The 19,618-nt window shown below is 62.0% G+C and carries 17 protein-coding genes and 1 tRNA gene; 8 read left to right on the top strand and 10 right to left on the bottom strand.

Annotation, left to right across the window (positions count from 1 at the left end):
- Positions 1–6: 6 nt before the first annotated feature.
- Together IE116_RS14000 and bglX are read right to left on the bottom strand one after the other, a co-directional pair.
- Positions 7–1,455, bottom strand: a complete 1,449-nt coding sequence (locus tag IE116_RS14000; protein ID WP_189613352.1) for an RAD55 family ATPase — start codon at positions 1,453–1,455, stop codon at positions 7–9.
- A gap of 289 nt (positions 1,456–1,744) precedes the next feature.
- Positions 1,745–4,033 (bottom strand): beta-glucosidase BglX, encoded by a 2,289-nt coding sequence (bglX, locus tag IE116_RS13995; RefSeq protein ID WP_229828455.1) that lies wholly within the window; start codon positions 4,031–4,033, stop codon positions 1,745–1,747.
- Positions 4,034–4,373: 340 nt separating this feature from the next.
- Between bglX and IE116_RS13990 the strand changes: the two genes are divergently transcribed.
- Complete coding sequence (locus IE116_RS13990; RefSeq protein WP_189614641.1) at positions 4,374–5,891, top strand: glucan biosynthesis protein G; 1,518 nt, start codon at positions 4,374–4,376, stop codon at positions 5,889–5,891.
- A gap of 18 nt (positions 5,892–5,909) precedes the next feature.
- Here the strand turns inward: IE116_RS13990 and IE116_RS13985 are convergent, their stop codons facing one another.
- Both IE116_RS13985 and IE116_RS13980 read right to left on the bottom strand, forming a co-directional pair.
- Positions 5,910–7,502 carry a phospholipase D family protein gene (locus tag IE116_RS13985; protein ID WP_189613348.1) on the bottom strand — a complete coding sequence of 531 codons (1,593 nt, stop codon included), beginning with the start codon at positions 7,500–7,502 and terminating at the stop codon, positions 5,910–5,912.
- Positions 7,503–7,811: 309 nt separating this feature from the next.
- Positions 7,812–8,108: a hypothetical protein gene (locus IE116_RS13980; protein ID WP_189613346.1), complete on the bottom strand. Its 297-nt coding sequence runs from the start codon at positions 8,106–8,108 to the stop codon at positions 7,812–7,814.
- Between the two features lie 295 nt (positions 8,109–8,403).
- Between IE116_RS13980 and IE116_RS13975 the strand changes: the two genes are divergently transcribed.
- A complete protein-coding gene (locus tag IE116_RS13975) occupies positions 8,404–9,651 on the top strand; it encodes a multidrug effflux MFS transporter (protein ID WP_189613344.1) in 1,248 nt (415 codons plus the stop codon).
- Between the two features lie 57 nt (positions 9,652–9,708).
- Here IE116_RS13975 and IE116_RS13970 read toward each other — a convergent pair whose 3' ends face one another.
- From IE116_RS13970 to hemA, 6 genes are all read right to left on the bottom strand, one after another.
- Complete coding sequence (locus IE116_RS13970; RefSeq protein WP_189613341.1) at positions 9,709–10,194, bottom strand: hypothetical protein; 486 nt, start codon at positions 10,192–10,194, stop codon at positions 9,709–9,711.
- On the bottom strand, positions 10,191–10,706 hold the full coding sequence (locus IE116_RS13965) for a nucleoside 2-deoxyribosyltransferase (protein ID WP_189613339.1): 516 nt from the start codon (positions 10,704–10,706) through the stop codon (positions 10,191–10,193). The genes IE116_RS13970 and IE116_RS13965 overlap by 4 nt, the downstream gene beginning before the upstream one ends.
- Before the next feature lie 76 nt (positions 10,707–10,782).
- Positions 10,783–11,106, bottom strand: coding sequence for a Grx4 family monothiol glutaredoxin (gene grxD / locus IE116_RS13960; protein ID WP_179583942.1), 324 nt, complete (start codon positions 11,104–11,106; stop codon positions 10,783–10,785).
- Between the two features lie 35 nt (positions 11,107–11,141).
- Positions 11,142–11,969, bottom strand: a complete 828-nt coding sequence (prmC, locus tag IE116_RS13955) for a peptide chain release factor N(5)-glutamine methyltransferase (RefSeq protein WP_189613337.1) — start codon at positions 11,967–11,969, stop codon at positions 11,142–11,144.
- A gap of 3 nt (positions 11,970–11,972) precedes the next feature.
- On the bottom strand, positions 11,973–13,052 hold the full coding sequence (gene prfA / locus IE116_RS13950; RefSeq protein ID WP_189613335.1) for a peptide chain release factor 1: 1,080 nt from the start codon (positions 13,050–13,052) through the stop codon (positions 11,973–11,975).
- Between the two features lie 6 nt (positions 13,053–13,058).
- Positions 13,059–14,339 carry a glutamyl-tRNA reductase gene (gene hemA, locus IE116_RS13945; protein WP_179583949.1) on the bottom strand — a complete coding sequence of 427 codons (1,281 nt, stop codon included), beginning with the start codon at positions 14,337–14,339 and terminating at the stop codon, positions 13,059–13,061.
- Between the two features lie 241 nt (positions 14,340–14,580).
- Here hemA and gdhA point away from each other — a divergent pair, with 241 nt between their 5' ends.
- The 6 genes from gdhA (at position 14,581) to IE116_RS13915 (ending at position 19,418) form a co-directional block, all read left to right on the top strand.
- Positions 14,581–15,924, top strand: coding sequence for an NADP-specific glutamate dehydrogenase (gene gdhA / locus IE116_RS13940; RefSeq protein ID WP_189613333.1), 1,344 nt, complete (start codon positions 14,581–14,583; stop codon positions 15,922–15,924).
- 127 nt (positions 15,925–16,051) lie between these two features.
- Positions 16,052–16,127 (top strand) — tRNA-Phe (locus IE116_RS13935).
- Between the two features lie 220 nt (positions 16,128–16,347).
- On the top strand, positions 16,348–17,367 hold the full coding sequence (locus IE116_RS13930) for a hypothetical protein (RefSeq protein ID WP_189613331.1): 1,020 nt from the start codon (positions 16,348–16,350) through the stop codon (positions 17,365–17,367).
- 180 nt (positions 17,368–17,547) lie between these two features.
- Positions 17,548–17,760 (top strand): DNA-binding protein, encoded by a 213-nt coding sequence (locus tag IE116_RS13925; RefSeq protein WP_189613329.1) that lies wholly within the window; start codon positions 17,548–17,550, stop codon positions 17,758–17,760.
- The gene (locus IE116_RS13920) at positions 17,760–18,095 is read left to right on the top strand and encodes a hypothetical protein (protein ID WP_189613327.1); all 336 of its coding nucleotides are present in this window, start codon (positions 17,760–17,762) and stop codon (positions 18,093–18,095) included. The genes IE116_RS13925 and IE116_RS13920 overlap by 1 nt, the downstream gene beginning before the upstream one ends.
- Before the next feature lie 213 nt (positions 18,096–18,308).
- The gene (locus IE116_RS13915; protein WP_189613325.1) at positions 18,309–19,418 is read left to right on the top strand and encodes a hypothetical protein; all 1,110 of its coding nucleotides are present in this window, start codon (positions 18,309–18,311) and stop codon (positions 19,416–19,418) included.
- The last annotated feature ends 200 nt before the right edge of the window (positions 19,419–19,618 follow it).

Raw genomic sequence — 19,618 nt, 5'->3', positions numbered from 1 at the left:
TCCGCCCTAGTCGACCCGGGGAGCAGGCGCGCGCAGCTCGTCCAGGGAGGGATTGGACGCATCGAACTTGCCGCAAGCGCGCAGCCCACCCTGGCCGACCGCCACCTCGTACATCGACGAGGGATAGTAGCCGTCACGGATCTTGAGGATGCCCACCACGCGACGCAGGTCGGCGCCGGCCGGATGCTGCTGCAGGAGCAGCAGGTTGTCGACGATGCCAGAAATTTCGGGTGTCGGGCTTTCGGTGCTCAGGCCGAACAGATTGCGCGTTTCCCACGTCGCAAGGACGGTGGCGCCGCGGCCCTTCAGTTCGTTGCCAAGCGCCGAAAAGAATTCGACGACGCGCGTCTTGTCGAGCATGGTGCGTTCAAGGGCGCTGTAGCCGTCGATCACGACGCGGCACGCGTTCACCGCGGCGACCGCGTCGAGCAGGTCATAGGCGATCTTGTCGACCAGGCTTTCGGTCAGCGGCCGCCAGAGCAGGGTGACCGCCTTCGAAGCCACCATCGATTCCAGATCGATGCCGATGGCATTCGCCTTGCGGAACAGTCGCTGCGGCGATTCAGCAAAACTGATCATCACGGCAGGGTCTTCGGGCGTCGCAAGCTTCAGGAACGACAGGCCAAGCGTCGTCTTGCCGGTGCCCGACGGTCCCATGGCGAGCGTCACCGACGCAGCAGGCACACCGCCGCCGATCAGTTCGTCGAACCCGTCAACGCCGCTGGGCAGGCGTTCGGGGGGCGCGGCGTCCAGCATCGACGGATGCGACAGCAGGGCCTCGAGGCGCGGAAACACCGCCATGCCGCCCTGCGTGATCTCGTAATGGTGCAGGCCGGACAACGCATTGCTGCCCCGAGACTTGGTGACCTGCAAACGGCGCGAGGTGCGCGCGCCGGCAAAGTCTTCGTGCAGTTCGATCACGCCATCGACCATGGTGTGTTCGGGACTGGCGTCGCCCGGCTGGGCGCTTGTCAACAGCAAAATCGTGCAGCGGGAAAACGCGGCGTTGGCCTGCAGTTCGGCCACAAAGGTCTTGACGTCGAGCGAGTCGTCGGCGGCGTCGCGCGCGGTCAGCAGGCCATCCACCACCAGCATCGTCGGATTGCGCCGCGCCATTTCCTTGCGCAGCATGGTCACGACGGCGTCCAGCCCTTCCGACCGCAGGGTCTGGAACAGGCTGAGATAGATCATGTTGCTGCCAACGTGCTGGGCGTCGTAGAAGTCGAGCGTCGAAAGGGCCTCGAACAGGCGTTCATGCGATTCGGCCAGCAGCGTCACGTACATGATGCTGTTGCCTTCGCGGGCCTGGGCAAAAGCGACCTGGTTGGCCAGGATGGTCTTGCCTGCGCCTGGGCGGCCACGAAGGATGTAAGACGCCCCTTCGACGAACCCGCCGCACAGGATGTCATCGAGCCCGGGAACGGCGCTCTCGAGACGCTTCAAACGGTTCACCACGTCGTCATTCCTCAGTCTTCATGCGCGCTGGCGTTGCGCTTGGGGGCAGTACAGCGTCAAGGGAAGGGCAGCCGCGAGGGCGCGTGCTGCAGGTCCGATGCTTCATGGAAACCTTTGGTCTGGAACGAGTGGGGAGCCGCTACCGCGCGGGGCGTCCGGGATCCCGCAGGGCGGATCGAATCGACGCACGCGGGAAGGGCGCCGCGACCGGTGCTCAGCGGCAAATAGTAGCGTGAGCCTTGGCACACTGCCGTGGCATTTGGTAACGCCCTCTGCGCGCGCGGTGGGGTCACCGCAGGTCAAACGTCGCCTCCTGCACGTTCTGCGAATCGAGACCGATCTGCACCGCGAATCGCCCGGCTTCGGCCACATGCTGCAGGCGGGCATTGAAGAACTTCAGGTCGTCTTCATCGAGCGTGAACCTGATCGTGCGGCTTTCGCCCGCCTTCAAAGCCACCTTGCGGAAGTCTTTGAGTTCTTTTTCCGCGCGCACCACCGAGGCGGCCTCGTCATGGATATATAGCTGCACCACGGTTTCGCCATCCCGCGCGCCCGAGTTGCGGACCGTGACGGACGCGTCGAGCTTGCCCTTGCGCGCCATGACCGGCGCCGACAGCGTGATCGGCGAGACGTCAAAGTCGGTATAGCTCAGGCCGTAGCCGAAGGGGTAGAGCGGGCCGTTGGTTTCTTCGAAGTACTGCGAGGTGTAGTTGCCCGGCTTGCCTTCCACGAAGGGCCGGCCGACACGCAGGCGGTTGTAATAGGTCGGGATCTGTCCCACGGACCGGGGAAACGACACGGGCAGTTTGCCCGATGGGTTGTAGTCGCCGAACAGCACGTCGGCAATGGCGTGCCCACCTTCGGTTCCGCTGAACCAGGTTTCGAGCACGGCGTCGGCATGGGCCTGCTCCCACGTCAGTTCAAGCGGACGCCCGTTCATCAGCACCAGCACCAGCGGCTTGCCCGTGGCCTTGAGCGCTTCCAGCAGCGCGCGCTGGCTGGGAGGGATGTCGAGCCGGGTCCGGCTGGACGATTCATGCGACATGCCGCGCGATTCGCCCACCGCGGCCACGATCACGTCGGCTTCCTCGGCGATCTTGACCGCTTCGGCGATCATGTCGGCGGGCGAGCGCTTGTCCTGGACGATCTCGGGATTGTCGGTGTCCAGATAGTTCAGGTATTCAACGATACGTTCGTCATTGCTGATGTTGGCGCCGCGCGCATAAATAACGCGCACCTTGTCGCCCGCCACGTCCCGCAAGCCCTGGCGCAGGGTGATCGCCTGCTTGGCGACCCCGGCGGCGGACCAGCTGCCCAGGATGTCCAGCTGTGAATCGGCCAATGGCCCGACCAGGGCGATGGTGCCGCTTTTTTTCAGGGGCAGGGTCTGGTTGCGGTTTTCCAGCAGCACCATGGACGCGCGCGCCACCTGGCGGGCCGCCGCGCGGTGCAGGCGGCTTTCGGCGTTGACGTCGGCCGGATCATTCGCGGCCACGCCGATGCGGCGGTACGGGTCGTGGAACAGGCCCATGTCGTATTTGGCGCCCAGCACTTCGCGCACGGCATTGTCGATCTCGCGGATCGACACGGCGCCGGACTTGATCAACCCTGGCAATTCCTGCAGGTACAGGGCGTCATGCATGCTCATGTCGATGCCGGCCTTGATGGCCAGCCGCGCCGCTTCCCGGTCGTCCTGCGCCACGCCGTGCCGCACCAGCTCGGTAATGGCGCCGTGGTCGCTGACGGTCACGCCCTTGAAGCCCCAATCCTTGCGCAGCAGGTCGTGCATCAGCCAGGTGTTGGACGTGGCCGGCACGCCGTTGATCGAATTGAGCGCGACCATGACGCCGCCCGCGCCGGCGTCAATCGCCGCGCGGTAGGGGGGCAGATAGTCCTGGTACATGCGCATCGGGCTCATGTCGACCGTGTTGTAGTCGCGGCCGCCTTCCACCGCGCCGTACAGGGCAAAGTGCTTCACGCTGGCCATCAGGCTGTCGCGGTTCGCAGCCGAGTTGCCCTGGAAGCCGCGCACCGTGACCTTTGCGATCTCGGAGACCAGATGGGGGTCTTCGCCAAAGCCTTCGGACATCCGGCCCCAGCGCGGGTCGCGCGAGATGTCGACCATGGGCGCGAAGGTCATGTCAATGCCGTCGGCGGTCGCTTCGATGGCGGACGTGCGCGCGCCCAGCGCGATGGCGTCCATGTCCCAGCTCGACGCCTGCCCCAGGCTTATCGGAAACACCGTACGGTGGCCGTGCACGATGTCATAGGCAAAGAAGATCGGGATGCCCAGGCGGCTGTGCTTGACCGCGGCGTCTTGCAGGGGCCGGTTTTCACTCGGGGTCACGGTATTGAAGGTGCCGCCGATGCGGCCCGCCGCAATTTCCTGAAGGATGCGCGGCTGCGGCATTTCGGTGCCGATGCTGATCAGCCGCAACTGGCCGATCTTTTCTTCCAGCGTCATCTTCTTGATGAGACCGGCAATGAACGCCGGCTTGTTGTCGAGCAGCGCAGCAGGCGTGGCCGCCAGGGTGGGAAGGCTGACCAGGCTGGCGACGAGCGCCAGCGAACACAACATTTTCATGGGATGACGATCTCGGACTGGCAAGCCGCCAGGGTGCCCGGTAAAGGGACGGTGCGCGGCGGCTTGCACGTTGATGCGGTGATGCGGCAGGGACCTATTGTAATTGCGCTACCTTGCGAGCGCCTGCTCACGTGCTCAGCCAAGGCCATCGAGGCCGTTCTGCTATGGTTTACCCGCGGCGGCGGCCCGTCATCGTGATACCTTGCGGGTGGCGGACGACCGGCTGTCCGCGATCCATCGCAAATTTCTGGAGATTTCCGTGGTCTTTTTTGCCATCAGAGCTTCCGTGCGTCGTCCTTCGGTGCTGACCTCGTTAAGCCTTTCATGTCTCGGCATGCTGCTGGGCGCCGCACAGGTCCATGCCTTCTCGCTGGACGACGTGACTGCCAAAGCCAAGGCGCTGGTGGACAAACCGTACGCCGCGCCGGCCAGCAATCTGCCGCCGGTGTTCAGCCGCATGCAGTTTGCCGACTACATGAAGATCCAGCCGCGCGCCGACAAGGTGGAGTGGAAAGACCTCGATACGCCGTTCAAGCTCAGCTTCTATCACCAGGGCATGCATTTCAACACCCCGGTGCGCATCAGCGAGATCACGCCGCAGGGCGTGCAGGAAATCCGCTACGACCCCGAACGCTTCCACTTTGGCGACCTGCACTTCGACAAGGAGCAGACATCGCGGCTGGGCTATGCGGGCTTTCGCGTGCTGTACCCGATCAATCAGAAGGACAAGCAGGACGAGATCATGAGCGTCCTGGGGGCCAGCTACTTCCGGGTGATCGGCAAGGGCCAGGTGTATGGCCTGTCGGCGCGGGGACTGGCGATCGACACCGCACTGACCAGTGGTGAAGAATTCCCGGCGTTCCGCGAATTCTGGATCGAGCGGCCCAAGCCGCAAGACCGCCAACTGGTCATCTACGCGTTGATGGATTCGCAGCGCGCCACCGGCGCCTACCGGTTCACGCTGCGACCGGGGGATGACGCCGTGCTGGACGTGCAGTCGCGGGTGTTTTCGCGCAGCAGCGTCAACAAGATCGGCATTGCGCCGCTGACCAGCATGTTCCTGTTCGGGCCCAATCAACGTACCGACAGCACGCAGAATTACCGGCCTGCGCTGCATGATTCGAACGGCCTGGCGATCCATACCGGTGACGGCGAATGGCTGTGGCGTCCGCTGAACAATCCGCGCGATCTGGCCGTCAGCACTTTCCGCGTCAACCAGCCCAAGGGCTTTGGCCTGCTGCAGCGCGGCCGCGAATTTTCGCGCTACGAAGACCTGAAGGACCGCTACGATCTGCGCCCGAGCGCCTGGATCGAGCCGCAAGGCGATTGGGGCAAGGGCCAGGTCGAACTGGTCGAGATCCCGACCCCCGACGAAACCAACGACAACATCGTCGCCTTCTGGACGCCCGACGCCAAGCCCGCCAAGGGCCAACCCATGCAGTACGACTACCGCATGCACTGGACCATGAACGAGCCGGCGCTGATCGACAAGGACATCGCTTATGTGAAGCAGACGCTGCGCACTGCGGGCGAGATCACGCAAGCCAACCTGATCCGTCACCTGGACGGCAGCGTGGGCCTGCTGGTCGACTTTGAAGGTGCATCCCTGGCGAACCTGCCGCCCGACGCGTCGGTGCGGCCGGTGGTCAGCTACAGCGGCAATGCCGAGATCCTGCACCAGTCGCTGGAACGCAATCCGGTCATCCGCGGATATCGCATCAACCTGCGGGTGAAGGTCAACGATCCGACCCAGGCCGTGGAACTGCGTGCGGCAGTGGCGCAGGGGGACAAGGTCCTGAGCGAGACCTGGAGCTACCAGATCCCGCCCAACTCGGTCACGGTGGGGCGGTAACCAGGGCTCGCTGATCGGCTACAGCAGCCAGTCGATCGGCAGCCACGACAACACCCGGATTGCCAGACCCTTGAGCAATCCGGTGTTGGGTTCCGAGTCGTAGCGCACCTGCTTGCCGTCTTCCCAGGCCAGCCAGTACATATCGCCCTTGTCGTCCAGCCGCACCTCGTACGAGACCTGCGGGATCTTTTCGTCGAAGGCGGCATGTACGGCGCTGGTCAGCTTCGGGTTGTCGATCACGAAGCCGAGTTCGGTGTTGAGCTTTTCCGATCGCGGGTCGAAGTTGTACGACCCGACGAACATGCGCTTGCGGTCCACCGCAAAGGTCTTGGCGTGCAGGCTGGAACCGGAGCTGCCCAACGGGCCGCCGGCATCCGACGTTTCGGCGCCGGGTTGGCGACGCATCTCGTACAGCGTGACTCCCGCTTCCAGCAGGGCCTTGCGGCGCTTGGCATAGCCGGCATGTACCGGCGCCACGTCGGTGGCTTCCAGGGCATTGGTCAGGATGCGCACCTTGACCCGGTCCTGGGCGAGCTGGCTAAATGCTGCCGTTCCCGTCTCCGCCGGCACGAAATAGGACGACACCAGGTCCAGGCTTTCCCGCGGCGTATCCAGTATCTGCATGATCCGCGGCATCATCAGCTTGTTGTCGGGCGCCTCGCCCAGGCCCTTGCGCGGATCGTCGCTGATCATCCGCACCTTGCTCCACTGAAATTCGATCTTGCCCTCGTACAGCGAGTCGAGCAGGCGAGATTCGTCATTGGCTTTCCGGTAGCGGTTGGCCTGCGGATTGTCTTCGGCAAGCGGCGGCAAAGCCTCTTCGAGCGGCACCGGCTTTTTGGAAGCCAGGATGCGGTCGATGGGATAGGCCGACAGGCTGGCCCAGTACCGGTCGAAGTCTTTCGACATGTCCGGCACGACAGCGCCCACGGCAATGACGTCCAGGTCGGCAAAAACCACGTCGTCGGTGGCGCCAAAGTACTCGTCGCCGATATTTCGTCCGCCAACGATGGTGGCCTGGTTGTCGACCGTGAACGACTTGTTGTGCATGCGCCGGTTGGCGCGATCAAAGTGCGTCAGGTAGCCAATCGCCTTCGGGGACCGTACCGAAAACGGGTTGAACAGGCGCACTTCGATCTTGGGGTGGCGGTCGAGCGCAGCCAGCGCATCGTCCAGGCCCGCCGTGCCGTTGTCGTCCAGCAGCAGGCGCACGCGCACGCCGCGCTCGGCCGCATCATGAAGCGCCCGCAACAGCAGCGTGCCGGTCGCGTCCTTGTGCCAGATGTAGGACTGCACATCGATCGTGCGTTCCGCGCCCTGTACCAGCCGCATCCGGGCGGCGAAGGCTCCGCGCGCGTCCGACAGGGGGCTGATGCCAGTCAGCCCCGGGTTGGCGGACGCCGCGCCTGCGAGCGATCGACCGATGCGTGTGCTTGCACCTTCGGCCGCGCTGATCGCCTGGGATTCCATGCGGCCTTCCTGGGACGGCAGCGCGCATCCGCCTACCGACAGGGCGGTGGCCAGCAGCAAGGTAGTACAGGAGGCGCGCCACCACGCCACGACGGATTGACTGCGGCCTGCGTACAGGCGTGGAAGGTCCTGCCCGGTCATGTAAGGCTCCCTGACCGGGGCAAAAAGGCAAAGGCGACAACAGGCATTCGGTCAACCTGGAAAGAGACGCTGCACGCCGCCGGCGGCCCGGGGATCGGACCGCTACGGATGGGCTGGAAGGTTGTAGCACGGCGCAGGGCTTGCTGATGAGCCACGCAAAACCGTTTACGCCTGTAACCGTCCGATAGAAACTCCAGGTGTCACGTGCTGTGTTCCAGTCCAAAGGGCCGCCGGCCGCCCATGCGAACCGAAGGCGGACGACGACGGGCCCAAGACGCGCTGCCGCCGGGGTGGCGGCCCGTGTGCGCGTTAGCGGAAGCTGCCGCCGACGATGCGGCCCTGGTTGTCCAGCTGCGCAAAATAGCGGCTGTTGTTGTTGCGCATTTCCATCGTGGCAATGTCTTGCGGCAGCACCAGCTGGACATCGGGATACATCCGCCGGAACGCCGACGGCGTGGGCTGCGTCGCAATGAAGTTCTGGAACGTGCCCACGTTCGACACATAGCCCCGGACAGGCTGCGGTTCGGCCAGCGAGACATTGCTGCCGCAAGCGGACAACGACAACACGGCGGCAAGCGCGGCGGAGACAAGAAGCAGATGATGCATGGCGGCGGGACCTTGTGGCGAGGTGGCCTTCGCACGGGGCGAAGTCGGGTGGGTCACTGTCGGATGAGTCATTATGCCTGCGACGTATGGCCCAGGGAATCCGTTGATGGGGTGGCGCAAAGATGGGCCTGCGCCACGGTGGAATGAGCCACAGAGGCTCAGGGTCACCCGCCGGGGCGGGCAGTTGCTAGGGTAAACTCGAAGGCCCCCTCCAGGGCGCTGCCTGGCGTGCGCGGGTCCGGTCCACGGCCGGGCTCGAGGCCCGCGCCAGGCCACCCGCAGCACGCAGTGACCCATGCGCATCCGTCCCGATTCCGTCGCCTTCATTTTCCTTCTTGCGGTGCTGTCTGCGTTGCCTGCCCTGGCGACCGACATGTCCTTGCCGGCGCTGACGCAAATCGGCGCGTCGCTGCAAGTGTCGCCGTCGCGGGCCGCGCTCACGCTAAGCGTGTTCCTGGTCGGATTTGCCATCGCCCCGATTGCCTACGGGCCGCTGGCGGATCGCTACGGGCGCCGGCCCGTGCTGCTGTTCGGCAGCACCTTGTTCACGCTCGCCAGCGCCGCCTGTGCGATGGCCCCGACGCTGGAAGCGCTGCTGGCGTTCCGCGCCATCCAGGGCGTGGGGGCGGGGGCCGGCATGGTCATGTCGCTCACGATCGTGCGCGACCTGTTTGAAGGCCAGTTCGCGCGGGCGCGGCTGTCGTACGTCGCCACGGTGCGCATCGTGGCGCCCATGATTGCGCCCACGCTGGGCGGATGGGTGCTGGTGATGTTCGACTGGCGCGCCATCTATGTGTTCATGACGATTGCCGGTGCGGTCGTGACGCTGGCCGTCTACCTGGGACTGCCCGAAAGCCGGCCCGCGTCGACGATGCTCAAGAGCCTGTCGATTCCCGCGCTGGCCAAGACCTATAAACGCGTCATCAGCCACCCGGTCGCCTTCGGCAATGCGGCCGTCAACGCGCTGACCTTCGGCTGTCAGTTTGCATACATTACCGGGTCGCCGTTGCTGATGATGGAGACGCTGGGCATGTCGGCGCAGGGCTTTGGCCTGGTGTTCGCCGGCACGGCGTTCGGCATCATGCTCGCGTCGATCCTGAACGGCCGGCTGAATACCCGCGGCGTGTCACCGCACCGCTTGCTGAAGGTGGGGCTGGGCCTGTCGAGCGGCACGTCGCTGGTGCTCGCCGTCATGGCTTTTACCCACACCTTGCCCTTGGGCTTGCTGATTCCCGTCTTGATGGCCAATACGTTTTCGTTCGGGCTGATTGCGCCCAATGCTTCGCATGCGGCGGTCGAACCGGTGCCGGAAGCCGGTGGGGTGGCGTCGGGGGTGGTGGGCGCGCTGATGATGAGCGTGGGCGCGGTGTCCGGCTCGCTGGTGACCTTTTTCTACGATGGCCACACCGCCCGCGCGATGATGGGCGTGATGCTCGGATGTGCGCTGCTGGCGCTGGGCATTTACACCTTCTGGGTGCGCCCGCATGACAAACGGTGGCGGGCGGAGAAGGCGGCGACAGCGGCGGCGCCGGTGGGGCGGTGAGACGGCGGCGATTTATTGCAGAACGCTTGATCGCAGAAGGCTTTACCGCAACGCGCTTTACCGCAGGACGAACCCGCCCACCTTGCCATCACGCGCGATCGTCAAGGTCGCAATGATGTCATCGCCATTGTCCTTGAATGAGATCTTCCACAAGGAAAACTCGTAGCCCTGCTGCTGATAGTGCGTCAGGCGATCGGCGGTGTAGCCGGCCTGCAGGCGGGGGCTCAACTGAGTCGACACGGCGTCGAACGCCGCCTTGTCGAGCTTGCCGAAGTTGGCGTTGCCCAAGCCCACGAACTGCTGGTAGTCCTTCGCCTGGATCGCGGCGAGCAGAGACATGACCGTGCGGTCTTCGAGCTGCGGCGTGATGGCAACCGAGGCGCCGCCGGAGGAGGACGCACCAGACGACCCCGCGGCAGGCGCCGACGATGCCGCCGGCGACCGGGCAGAACCCGCCGCCTGGGCCGCCATGACCGCTGGAGCCGCCAGGCATGCGCCTGCTAGAAGGCAAGCACTCACAGCGCCGCGCAGGGGAGTCATCATTCTTTTCCTTCGGACAGTTGTCGCGCGGCAATGCGCCGCAGGCAGTCGTGCGCCGTGCCAATCACCACATGGGCGCTGCTGCACGCCAGCATCAGGTTCAGATTCATGCCGAAATCCTCGACCAGCATGCCCGCGTCGTCGTATTGCGGACCGTCCAGCACGGGATCCGTGTCCGCCCACTGCTCGACCAGGTTGCGAGGTTCGCTGGTGTAGACCCAGATCTCCTTGCCCAGGGCCGCGGCGTAACCGACCTCAAACGCCGTGCCGGAATCGGGCTCGCGTCCACGAAAGGGATTCAGATTGGCCATGACCGCATCGCAATCCCGGATCATGGCCACGTTCGCCTCGTAGATCGCGCGCGCGGCAGCCTGGCCCGACAGCTCGGCCTTCATCTCGTTGTCGAGCGGAAAGCAGCCGGTCAGGCCCAGTTCGCTGCACAGGGCCTGCAGACTGCGGCCGAACGCCGCCGCATCGGGCCGGAAGACATCGGGGCCGGCAAGATAGATTTTCATGCCGGTCTCCGGATGAGGACGTCGGGATGGGACGGCAGGGGGTGACGCCAGAGGGGTGTCGTCAGAGGGGATCGCGTCAGACGACGCCGGCTTCCGCCAGCATCTGCTTCAGTTCGCCCGTGCTGTCGAGCTCGGCAATGATGTCCGAGCCACCCACGAATTCACCCTTGATGTACAGCTGGGGAATCGTTGGCCAGTTCGAAAATTCCTTGATGCCCTGGCGAACCTCAGCGTCTTCCAGCACATTGACCGTGGTCAATTGCTTTACGCCATTAGACTTCAAGAACTGGATGGCCTTGCCCGAAAAGCCGCACTGCGGAAACTGCGCAGTGCCTTTCATGAACAGGACGACCGGGTTGTCGGTCACGGTTTCGCGCAGAAATTCTTGTACGTCGCTCATGGCGAACCTCACGTGCTAGGAATTGAATACATCGATTATAGGTACCCGCCGGAAATCCGTTCGATGTCCGACAGGTCACGGCGACTGCTTACTCTCTGGAAACCCGCGGCCACCAGCAGTTCGCGCACGGCGGCTGCCTGGTCCCAACCGTGTTCCAGCCAGAGGCTGCCCCCGACATTCAGATACTGCTTCGCGCCGGCCACGATGATCCGCACGGCCTCGAGGCCATCGCGAAAGTCCGTCAGCGCCTGCCGCGGCTCGAAGCGCAGATCACCCTGGTCCAGGTGCGCGTCGCTCGACGAGATATACGGCGGATTCGACACGATCACGTCATAGACCGCCGGGACGCCGGCCGAGTTCAGCGCATCGAACCAGCTGCCCTGCGCACAACGCACGCGCGCTCCCAACGATATGGCGTTCTTTTGCGCCACCGCAAGGGCGTCAGCGCTCACATCGGTCGCAATCACGTCGGCATCGGGCCGGGCCAGCGCCAGGGAAACGGCGATCGCGCCGCTGCCGGTGCCCATGTCCAGCACGGCGGGGCGGGTCTTGCCCTGCAGATCGGCAAGAGCGGTTTCCACCAGCACCTCGGTATCGGCGCGGGGGATCAGCACCGACGGCGTGACCCGGAACGTATGCCCCATGAATTCTTTTTCGCCCAGCAGGTAGGCCACCGGTTCGCCTGCCCGTCGTCGTTCGGCCAGTTGCTGGTAAGCGCTTACCTGTTCATCCGTCAAAGGATCGGTGTCATGCGCGATCAGCCAAGCCCGATTCACCTGCAGCGCATGGCCAAGCAGCACCCTGGCTTCAAGCACCGGCAGCCCGCTGGAAGCAATCAGCGCGCGGACATCGGCAGCTGCCACGGCTTATTCGTCGCCCAGCGCGGCCAGCAACTCCGCCTGATGTTCCGACGCCAGCGCCGAAATCACCTCGTCCAGGTCGCCGTCCAGCACGTTCTGCAGCTTGTACAGCGTCAGGTTGATGCGGTGATCGGTAATTCGGCCCTGCGGGAAGTTGTAGGTGCGAATCCGTTCCGACCGGTCCCCCGAACCCACCAGGCTTTTGCGCTGCGCGGCTTCCTTGGCCTGGCGCTCGCGCACTTCCTTGTCCTTGATCCGCGCGGCCAGCACCTTCATGGCCTTGTCGCGGTTGCGGTGCTGCGACCGGTCGTCCTGGCATTCCACCACGATCCCGGTCGGCAAGTGCGTGATCCGCACGGCCGAATCGGTCTTGTTCACGTGCTGGCCGCCCGCGCCGCTGGCGCGGAAGGTATCGATGCGCAAGTCGCTGGTGTTGATGTTCACCTCGGCCACTTCATCGGCCTCGGGCATGATCGCCACCGTGCACGCCGATGTATGGATGCGGCCCTGCGTTTCGGTGGCGGGCACGCGCTGCACGCGGTGGCCGCCCGATTCGAACTTGAGCCGGCCGTAGGCGCCATCGCCCGCAATGCGCACGATCGCTTCCTTGTAGCCGCCCAGCTCCGACTCGCTTTCGGACATGACCTCGACCTGCCAACGATTGCGCTCGGCAAAGCGGGTGTACATGCGCAGCAGGTCGCCGGCAAACAGGGCGCTTTCGTCGCCACCGGTGCCCGCGCGCACTTCCAGGAACAGGCTGCGGCCATCGTCGGGATCGCGCGGCAACAGCAACACCTGCAGTTCCGCCTCCAGTTGTTCCAGCCGCTGCTTGCCGCTCTTCAGTTCGTCTTCGGCCAGACCCTTCATGTCCGGGTCGGACAGCATCTGCTGCGCCGTCGCCAGGTCCTCTTCGGTGCCCGTGTACGCGCCGAACGCCACCACCACCGGCTCGAGCTCAGAGCGCTCACGCGACAGCTTGCGGAAGGTGTCCATGTCCTGGGCCGTGTCCGGATCGGCGAGCAGGCCGTCCAGTTCGGCAAGGCGTCGAGTCAACTGCTCGAGCCGGGACCGCATCGATGCTTTCATTGAAGGCTAGTGGTCGTTACGCGAGGCGCGTGACGTGAAGAGGCGCGGCAACAAGGCCAGCAACTGCTTGCGGTCAGCGCCGTCGCTATGGTTTAGCGCGGCCAGCGGGCCGTGAAGATACTTTTGTGTCAGCCCGTGGGCCAACTGCTCCATGACCTGCTCGGGATCATCGCCCCGCGCCAGCGCCTTGCGCGCCCGGTCGAGTTCGGCGGCGCGCACAGCGTCGGCAGTCTGATGCATGTACTGGATCACCGGCACGACTTCGCGCGAGTCCATCCAGTGCATGAAATTCTGTACCCGCGTCTCGATGATCGCCTCGGCCTGCGTGACGGCCGCCTTGCGGGCATCGGTTGCGGTCTGCACCAGCCGGCCCAGATCGTCCACCGAATACAGGTAGACGTCGTCCAGCCGGCCCACTTCGGCTTCGATATCGCGCGGCACGGCCAGGTCCACCATGACCATCGGGCGATGCCGACGGGTCTTGGTCGCGCGTTCCACCATCCCGAGGCCCAGGATAGGCAGCGAACTGGCGGTACTCGACACGATCACATCGAATTCGCACAACCGGTCCGGCAACTCGCTCAGCCGCATGGCGCCGGCCGAAAACTTCGAGGCCAGCGTCTCGGCCCGCTCCACCGTGCGGTTTGCCACCACCATCTTTTTCGGACGGTGGGCAGCCAGGTGCGTCGCACAGAGTTCGATCATCTCGCCCGCGCCGATCAGCAACACGTTGCATTCTTTCAGGTCGCCGAACACCCGCTCGGCCAGCCGCACCGACGCAGCCGCCATCGACACCGACTGCGAGCCGATCGCCGTTTGCGACCGCACTTCCTTGGCGACCGAAAACGTCCGTTGAAACAGCTGATGCAGCAGCGTACCCATCGACCCGGCGTCTTCGGCGGCACGCACCGCGTCCTTCATCTGACCCAGGATTTGGGGTTCGCCCAGCACCATCGAATCCAGGCCGCTGGCCACGCGGAAGGCATGACGCACGGCGTCGTCCTGCATGTGGCGGTACAGATGCGGCTGCAACTGGCTGCTGTCGAACTGACGAAAGTCCGCCAGCCACGCCGGCAACTGCTCGGCGACGCTGGAATCGGCCGCACAGTAGATCTCGGTCCGATTACAGGTGGACAGGATCGCAGCTTCCGTCACCGCGCCGCCAAAGGCCGAACGCAGGCCCGCAAGCGCCGGTTTCAGCAACTCGATAGGCAGCGACACGCGCTCGCGCACCGAGACGGGGGCAGAGACGTGATTCAGACCAAAGGTAAGGACGTCGACAGACATGGCGGGATTCAGGCGCCGCTTGACTAGCGGCTTAGCCTTCCATTATAGGGCAGCACCCGCGCAGGACCGAATTGTATTGGGCGAACAGGGTAATAGATCACGCCTATCGGCTAGCGTTAAGGCGATTACAGCGTCTACGTGAATACCCATATTGGTGCGTCAGGTGGAGTCAGGCATGATCCAATGTGGTGCGCCGTAGGTAGAAACGCGGTGAACTCAAACGCACGGAGACTCCCAACGCATGATCGACGAAAAGCTGCAGCCCATCCTGAACGAAGTCATGAACCGAAATGCCGGCGAACAGGAATTCCACCAGGCCGTCAAAGAAGTGCTGGAAAGCCTGGGCCGCGTCATCGCCAAGCGGCCCTACTACGCCGACAACGCCCTGATAGAACGGCTGTGCGAGCCTGAACGCCAGATCATCTTTCGGGTGCCGTGGATCGACGACAACGGCCAGGTCCAGATCAACCGCGGCTTTCGCGTCCAGTTCAACTCGGCGCTGGGCCCCTACAAAGGCGGCATCCGCTTCCACCCGTCGGTCAACGTCGGCATCATAAAATTCCTGGGCTTTGAACAGACCTTCAAGAACGCCCTGACCGGCATGCCCATCGGCGGCGGCAAAGGCGGGTCCGACTTCAACCCCCGCGGCCGGTCCGACCGCGAAGTCATGCGCTTCTGCCAGTCGTTCATGAGCGAACTGCATCGCCACCTTGGCGAATACACCGACGTCCCCGCCGGCGACATCGGCGTGGGCGGCCGCGAAATCGGCTACATGTTCGGCCAGTACAAACGCCTTACGAACAAATATGAGGCTGGCGTGCTGACCGGCAAGGCCCTGTTCCACGGCGGGTCGCGCGCCCGCCGCGAAGCCACCGGCTACGGCGCCACCTACTTCGTCGAACGCATGCTGGCCACCCGCGGCGAAACCTTCGAAGGCAAACGCACCGTCGTCTCCGGATCCGGCAACGTCGCCATCTACACCATGGAGAAAGTCCTGGAATTCGGCGGCATCATTGCCGCATGCTCGGATTCCAACGGCTACGTGGTCGACGACAACGGCATCGACCTGGACCTGGTCAAAGAGATCAAGGAAGTGCGCCGCGGCCGCCTGTCCGAATATGTGAAGCTGCGCGGCGCAGGCGCCCACTACATCGAAGACGGTTCCATCTGGGACGTCCCGTGCGCCGTCGCCATGCCCTCCGCCACGCAAAACGAACTGACCGGCCGCGACGCCAAACGCCTGATCACGAACGGCGTGATGGCAGTAGGCGAGGGCGCCAACATGCCGTCCACCCCGGATGCCGTGAAGCTGTTCCAGGACGCGGGCGTGCTCTTCGCCCCCGGCAAGGCCGCCAACGCCGGCGGCGTGGCCACGTCGGCACTGGAGATGCAGCAGAACGCATCGCGGGATAGCTGGACGTTTGAGAAGACCGAGACAAGGTTGGCGGAGATCATGCGCGACATCCATGATCGGTGCGCCGAGACGGCGGACGAGTATGGGGCGCCTGGCGACTACGTGCTGGGGGCGAACATTGCGGGGTTCGTGCGGGTGGCGGAAGCGATGGATGCGTTGGGGGTGATCTGAGTTGACCAACGTCAGCGCTGACTATGCAAAAGTTGGGTCGACGTTTTGACGGCGCCGAAAATTCGTGTATTATTTCGTGCTGTTCAGGGCGCGGCGCAAAAGCAGCGGTCTGGCAGGAAAGCAGTACGGCCTGGTAGCTCAGTCGGTAGAGCAGCGGATTGAAAATCCGCGTGTCGGTGGTTCGATTCCGCCCCAGGCCACCAATAAATTCAAGCACTTAGGCCAACTCGTAGGAGTTGGCCTTTTTGTTTTTGGCCGGCATGTAGGCGCTGTGTAGGCATTTCCAGTCAACATTAGTCGCTGTTCATCAACATCCCGACCTCAGATCTGCGGTCTGTTCGATGATCTGCCATTGACGTGAGGACGTATGTCTTCGAAAAACATTGGCTGTTCCACCACTCGTCTTCGAGGCCTCGGCCCATCATGGAAACCCGATCGCTCACTGTGACCCTAACGGAAGTCATCGACTCCGTCGCTCATCTGATTCCCATCCCAACCGAAGTTCTAGACCAAATCGAAGTGGCGGCTGCTTCAATCGGTATAGCGCCGGATTCGGTAGGCAGGGATGTGCTCGAGGGGCTTCTGAGGTCCCGACTGCATAATCTTTATCGACTAGAGTTTGCTGCCGCATGCTTGCACTTCTTCCTTCTCGAAGCGTCAAGTTTGCCAGATGCCTCTCCGACTTGGCGGCATCGCGGGGCAACAGGGATGCCTCTGAAACTTCAATCAGACGACCAAAAGCAGAGAGCATTTGCATACGTCGAATTGCAGAGCCTCTCTGCAAGGCAAGCTTTCGAAGAATACGTGATGCGGTCAACTGTTGATTGGCTCCCTGACGTTGCCTTAAGGAACTTCAAAGTGAAATTTCAAGAAGAACAGAGATGGGGAAGTGCTCTCGAATTTGCACGTAGTGACATATCGACGTTCTTAGATCATTACGGGATACCTCATAGCTTGGTTGTAACGATGCATGGTGATGAGCAGTCCAAAGTAACGCCGGATAAAGATGAGGGCGAACAGCTTCCTTACTTGGCAACAGGCGAAACTGCAGACATTTTTGCTTCGGTGGTTTGGACCCGTGCGCAGTGGGCAGGCAAGCTTAAAAAACCGAGTTCATGGTTAGCACGTGCACGGCATGCTTCGGGGAGCCCGGGGGATAAAGACGGAGGAGAATGGGACCCAGCTGAAATTGCAATCGCGTTGCATAACGGAAAAATAAGAAAACAGACGAACGACGTCTCAGAATTAGTAAGCCTAGAGGACCTTCGAGGCATAGACTGCCTATTTGAAACAATTCCGAGGCTCCGCGCATTCCGCGGAAAATGGATGAACTTTGCGCAGACTTTGGATAACGACGCGGTCGATCCTCAATACGGCGATGTCAACAAAAAACGCTGGGAGGCGATGCTTAATGCAGGGTTCATGGCGAAAAATAAGCGTTAATTGCAGCGTTGCGTATTTGTTTCCGCGTCAACGCTAGCGTGCTAATGCAGAGACTACCTCTGCATTAGGCTGCAATGTTGAATAGGTGCTCGCAATGGTCGCGGCGTGCACTGTTAGTCGCAAAGCACTCCACTGGGCGCCTTGACCATGTGCGTACTTCTCATTCAATGGAGGCGCGTCATGTCGACCGTTCACAACCAAAGTGTTGTACTAAGCAATTACTTCTATAGCACCGCAGAAGCCGCCACGCTTCTGCGCGTGCGTCCCCAGACACTTCGTAAAGCCTATTCCGCTTCAGGCGCATATTTCGGTATTCGGCCACGAAAAGCTAAAAATGGGCGTCTGCTCTGGGCAATCGAATCCGTTGTCAAGATGGCGCAAGGAGAACTCTAATGGAGGATTCCTCTCAACCAGACGCATCTCAGAACGTCGACTTCCAAGCTCTTCTGAGTGAACTTGCATCCCTGCAACCGAGAAAATCGAAGCAGCGTGAAGAACAGTTTGCCCAATGGTATCCAGGTATCGCTCACGCGATCGCGCGCAACGTGCCGCAGAAAGACATTTTGGTATTTCTAAAGCGTCATGGCCTGAATTTGCACGCGAAGTCTTATCGCGAATTGCTCGATGCCGAACAAAAGCGACGCAGCGATCGCAATATTCACATGGGCTGCGCTCACTGCGGCGCCGATTTGCCGCCGTCACGGCAGGTGTACGAGCTCACGGAATAGGGCCCGGACCGCATCAATAGGGTGCGGTCCTCCAATACATCTTAGGCCCGTCACACAACTTAAACCCACGCATGTCGTGGCGTGGCCACGTCCCTTCAAAACTCAGGCGCCAGAGCAGCGCTCTGCGTTGATGCGCGCACATCGAGATCAGGATGACGGGGCCTCGCCAAGCTAACTTGGGGTACATGTGAATAAGGAAAGAGGTAAACACTTATGCCAATAGACCAACACGAAGTCCCTCAACTACTCAAATTCCAAGATATCACCCGGAATACCGAACGCGATATGGTGAACAGGCCGGCGCAAGTGATCATAAAAAATAGCTTCGGACTGCTGTCGCCCAGTCTGCTGACCCTGCACCAAATGTGCAAGGAGATCGCAGCTCAGAAATACTCTGTACGCTTCATTCAGGTCCGCAGAGGCGTTCGGTCCTACGCCCGGCCGATAGCGCAAACGCTCCGCTTTTTTCGGTGCGTGCGTCACGTCCTGAAAGTTCGTGCACTTGATGAGCGCTATACATTTGGCCCCTACCTGAACACGGTACGCGAGGCATTCAAGGAGCATAGGCTTCAAATTGAACCCTTCGAGTTTCGCGGACCGGATACGTGGGAGAACGATCGAGGCATGACGCATGCAGAAATTTTTAATGTACTGGTCGATCACGTCGCAAAAATTTTCTCAACGAAGACGTTCAGAGAGGATTTGCGTTCGCAGGAGCGCAATGCGAACCGCAATGAGATCGCAGGCCTGCTGCTAGAAGCTAAAGCGTTTGAAGATGAACGGCAGTGCCTTGTATTAACTATGCATTTTGGGTATGACGAACAGCATCGATCGAGGGCTACGCTTCAGCAATTGCAGCAAGATCGTAAACGGTTCTTCAACAACCGCCGTAGCAATGAAGTTCTTCGCGAGATCGTGAAATACATCTGGACAGTTGAGCATGGCGACGAAACGGGTCTCCACCTGAGCGTTATTTTCATCTGTCACCTTTGCGCGCGCAGCGAAAGCGGGTTAGCTGAGTTCATCGGTTCGTATTGGAATAAATTAACTGCAGAAAAAGGTGCATGGTGGCCAAGTAATGTGGAGCGAATCATTTCGGATAAAAAGTATATTTACATCCGATGCTCGGGGTTGGTCGATCGAGATGACGAGGAAAAACGTAAAGCGTTACGCATGACCATCCGCTTTACGGCCCAAAAAAACCTCTTTCTAAAATTGGTTGGCGATACCCGCTTCAAACAGTTCGGAACGAGCGCGCTGCTTCCTAACCGCCAGTCTCCGTCGCACGATGTCGTTGTTTCATCAAACATGGGAACTGCCTAATCGGAAGAGGCGCAAAATGGTCAATAATCACGAGGTATTTGATAGGGGGAGCTTTGATGGTGACAAAGATATGTTCAGCGAGAACACGCCTTCGCTGGAAGACTAACAAAATGCGAGAGCGTAGCTGCGACGGAATAGGACTAACGGGGCTGCATAACAAGTTAAATTGAAGAGAAAGGCCGTTGAAGCGCATAAGGTAC

The sequence above is a fragment of the Pigmentiphaga litoralis genome (assembly GCF_014651835.1).
Taxonomy (GTDB): domain Bacteria; phylum Pseudomonadota; class Gammaproteobacteria; order Burkholderiales; family Burkholderiaceae_B; genus Pigmentiphaga; species Pigmentiphaga litoralis.
This window is presented reverse-complemented; position numbering and strand designations above follow the sequence as displayed.

Coding starts and splice junctions, on each gene's coding strand:
- bglX (WP_229828455.1), bottom strand. CDS start 4,033: ATGTTGTGTTCGCTGGCGCTCGTCGCCAGCCTGGTCAGCCTTCCCACC.
- IE116_RS13990 (WP_189614641.1), top strand. CDS start 4,374: ATGCTGCTGGGCGCCGCACAGGTCCATGCCTTCTCGCTGGACGACGTG.
- IE116_RS13985 (WP_189613348.1), bottom strand. CDS start 7,502: ATGACCGGGCAGGACCTTCCACGCCTGTACGCAGGCCGCAGTCAATCC.
- IE116_RS13980 (WP_189613346.1), bottom strand. CDS start 8,108: ATGCATCATCTGCTTCTTGTCTCCGCCGCGCTTGCCGCCGTGTTGTCG.
- IE116_RS13975 (WP_189613344.1), top strand. CDS start 8,404: ATGCGCATCCGTCCCGATTCCGTCGCCTTCATTTTCCTTCTTGCGGTG.
- IE116_RS13970 (WP_189613341.1), bottom strand. CDS start 10,194: ATGATGACTCCCCTGCGCGGCGCTGTGAGTGCTTGCCTTCTAGCAGGC.
- IE116_RS13965 (WP_189613339.1), bottom strand. CDS start 10,706: ATGAAAATCTATCTTGCCGGCCCCGATGTCTTCCGGCCCGATGCGGCG.
- grxD (WP_179583942.1), bottom strand. CDS start 11,106: ATGAGCGACGTACAAGAATTTCTGCGCGAAACCGTGACCGACAACCCG.
- prfA (WP_189613335.1), bottom strand. CDS start 13,052: ATGAAAGCATCGATGCGGTCCCGGCTCGAGCAGTTGACTCGACGCCTT.
- hemA (WP_179583949.1), bottom strand. CDS start 14,339: ATGTCTGTCGACGTCCTTACCTTTGGTCTGAATCACGTCTCTGCCCCC.
- gdhA (WP_189613333.1), top strand. CDS start 14,581: ATGATCGACGAAAAGCTGCAGCCCATCCTGAACGAAGTCATGAACCGA.
- IE116_RS13930 (WP_189613331.1), top strand. CDS start 16,348: ATGGAAACCCGATCGCTCACTGTGACCCTAACGGAAGTCATCGACTCC.
- IE116_RS13925 (WP_189613329.1), top strand. CDS start 17,548: ATGTCGACCGTTCACAACCAAAGTGTTGTACTAAGCAATTACTTCTAT.
- IE116_RS13920 (WP_189613327.1), top strand. CDS start 17,760: ATGGAGGATTCCTCTCAACCAGACGCATCTCAGAACGTCGACTTCCAA.
- IE116_RS13915 (WP_189613325.1), top strand. CDS start 18,309: ATGCCAATAGACCAACACGAAGTCCCTCAACTACTCAAATTCCAAGAT.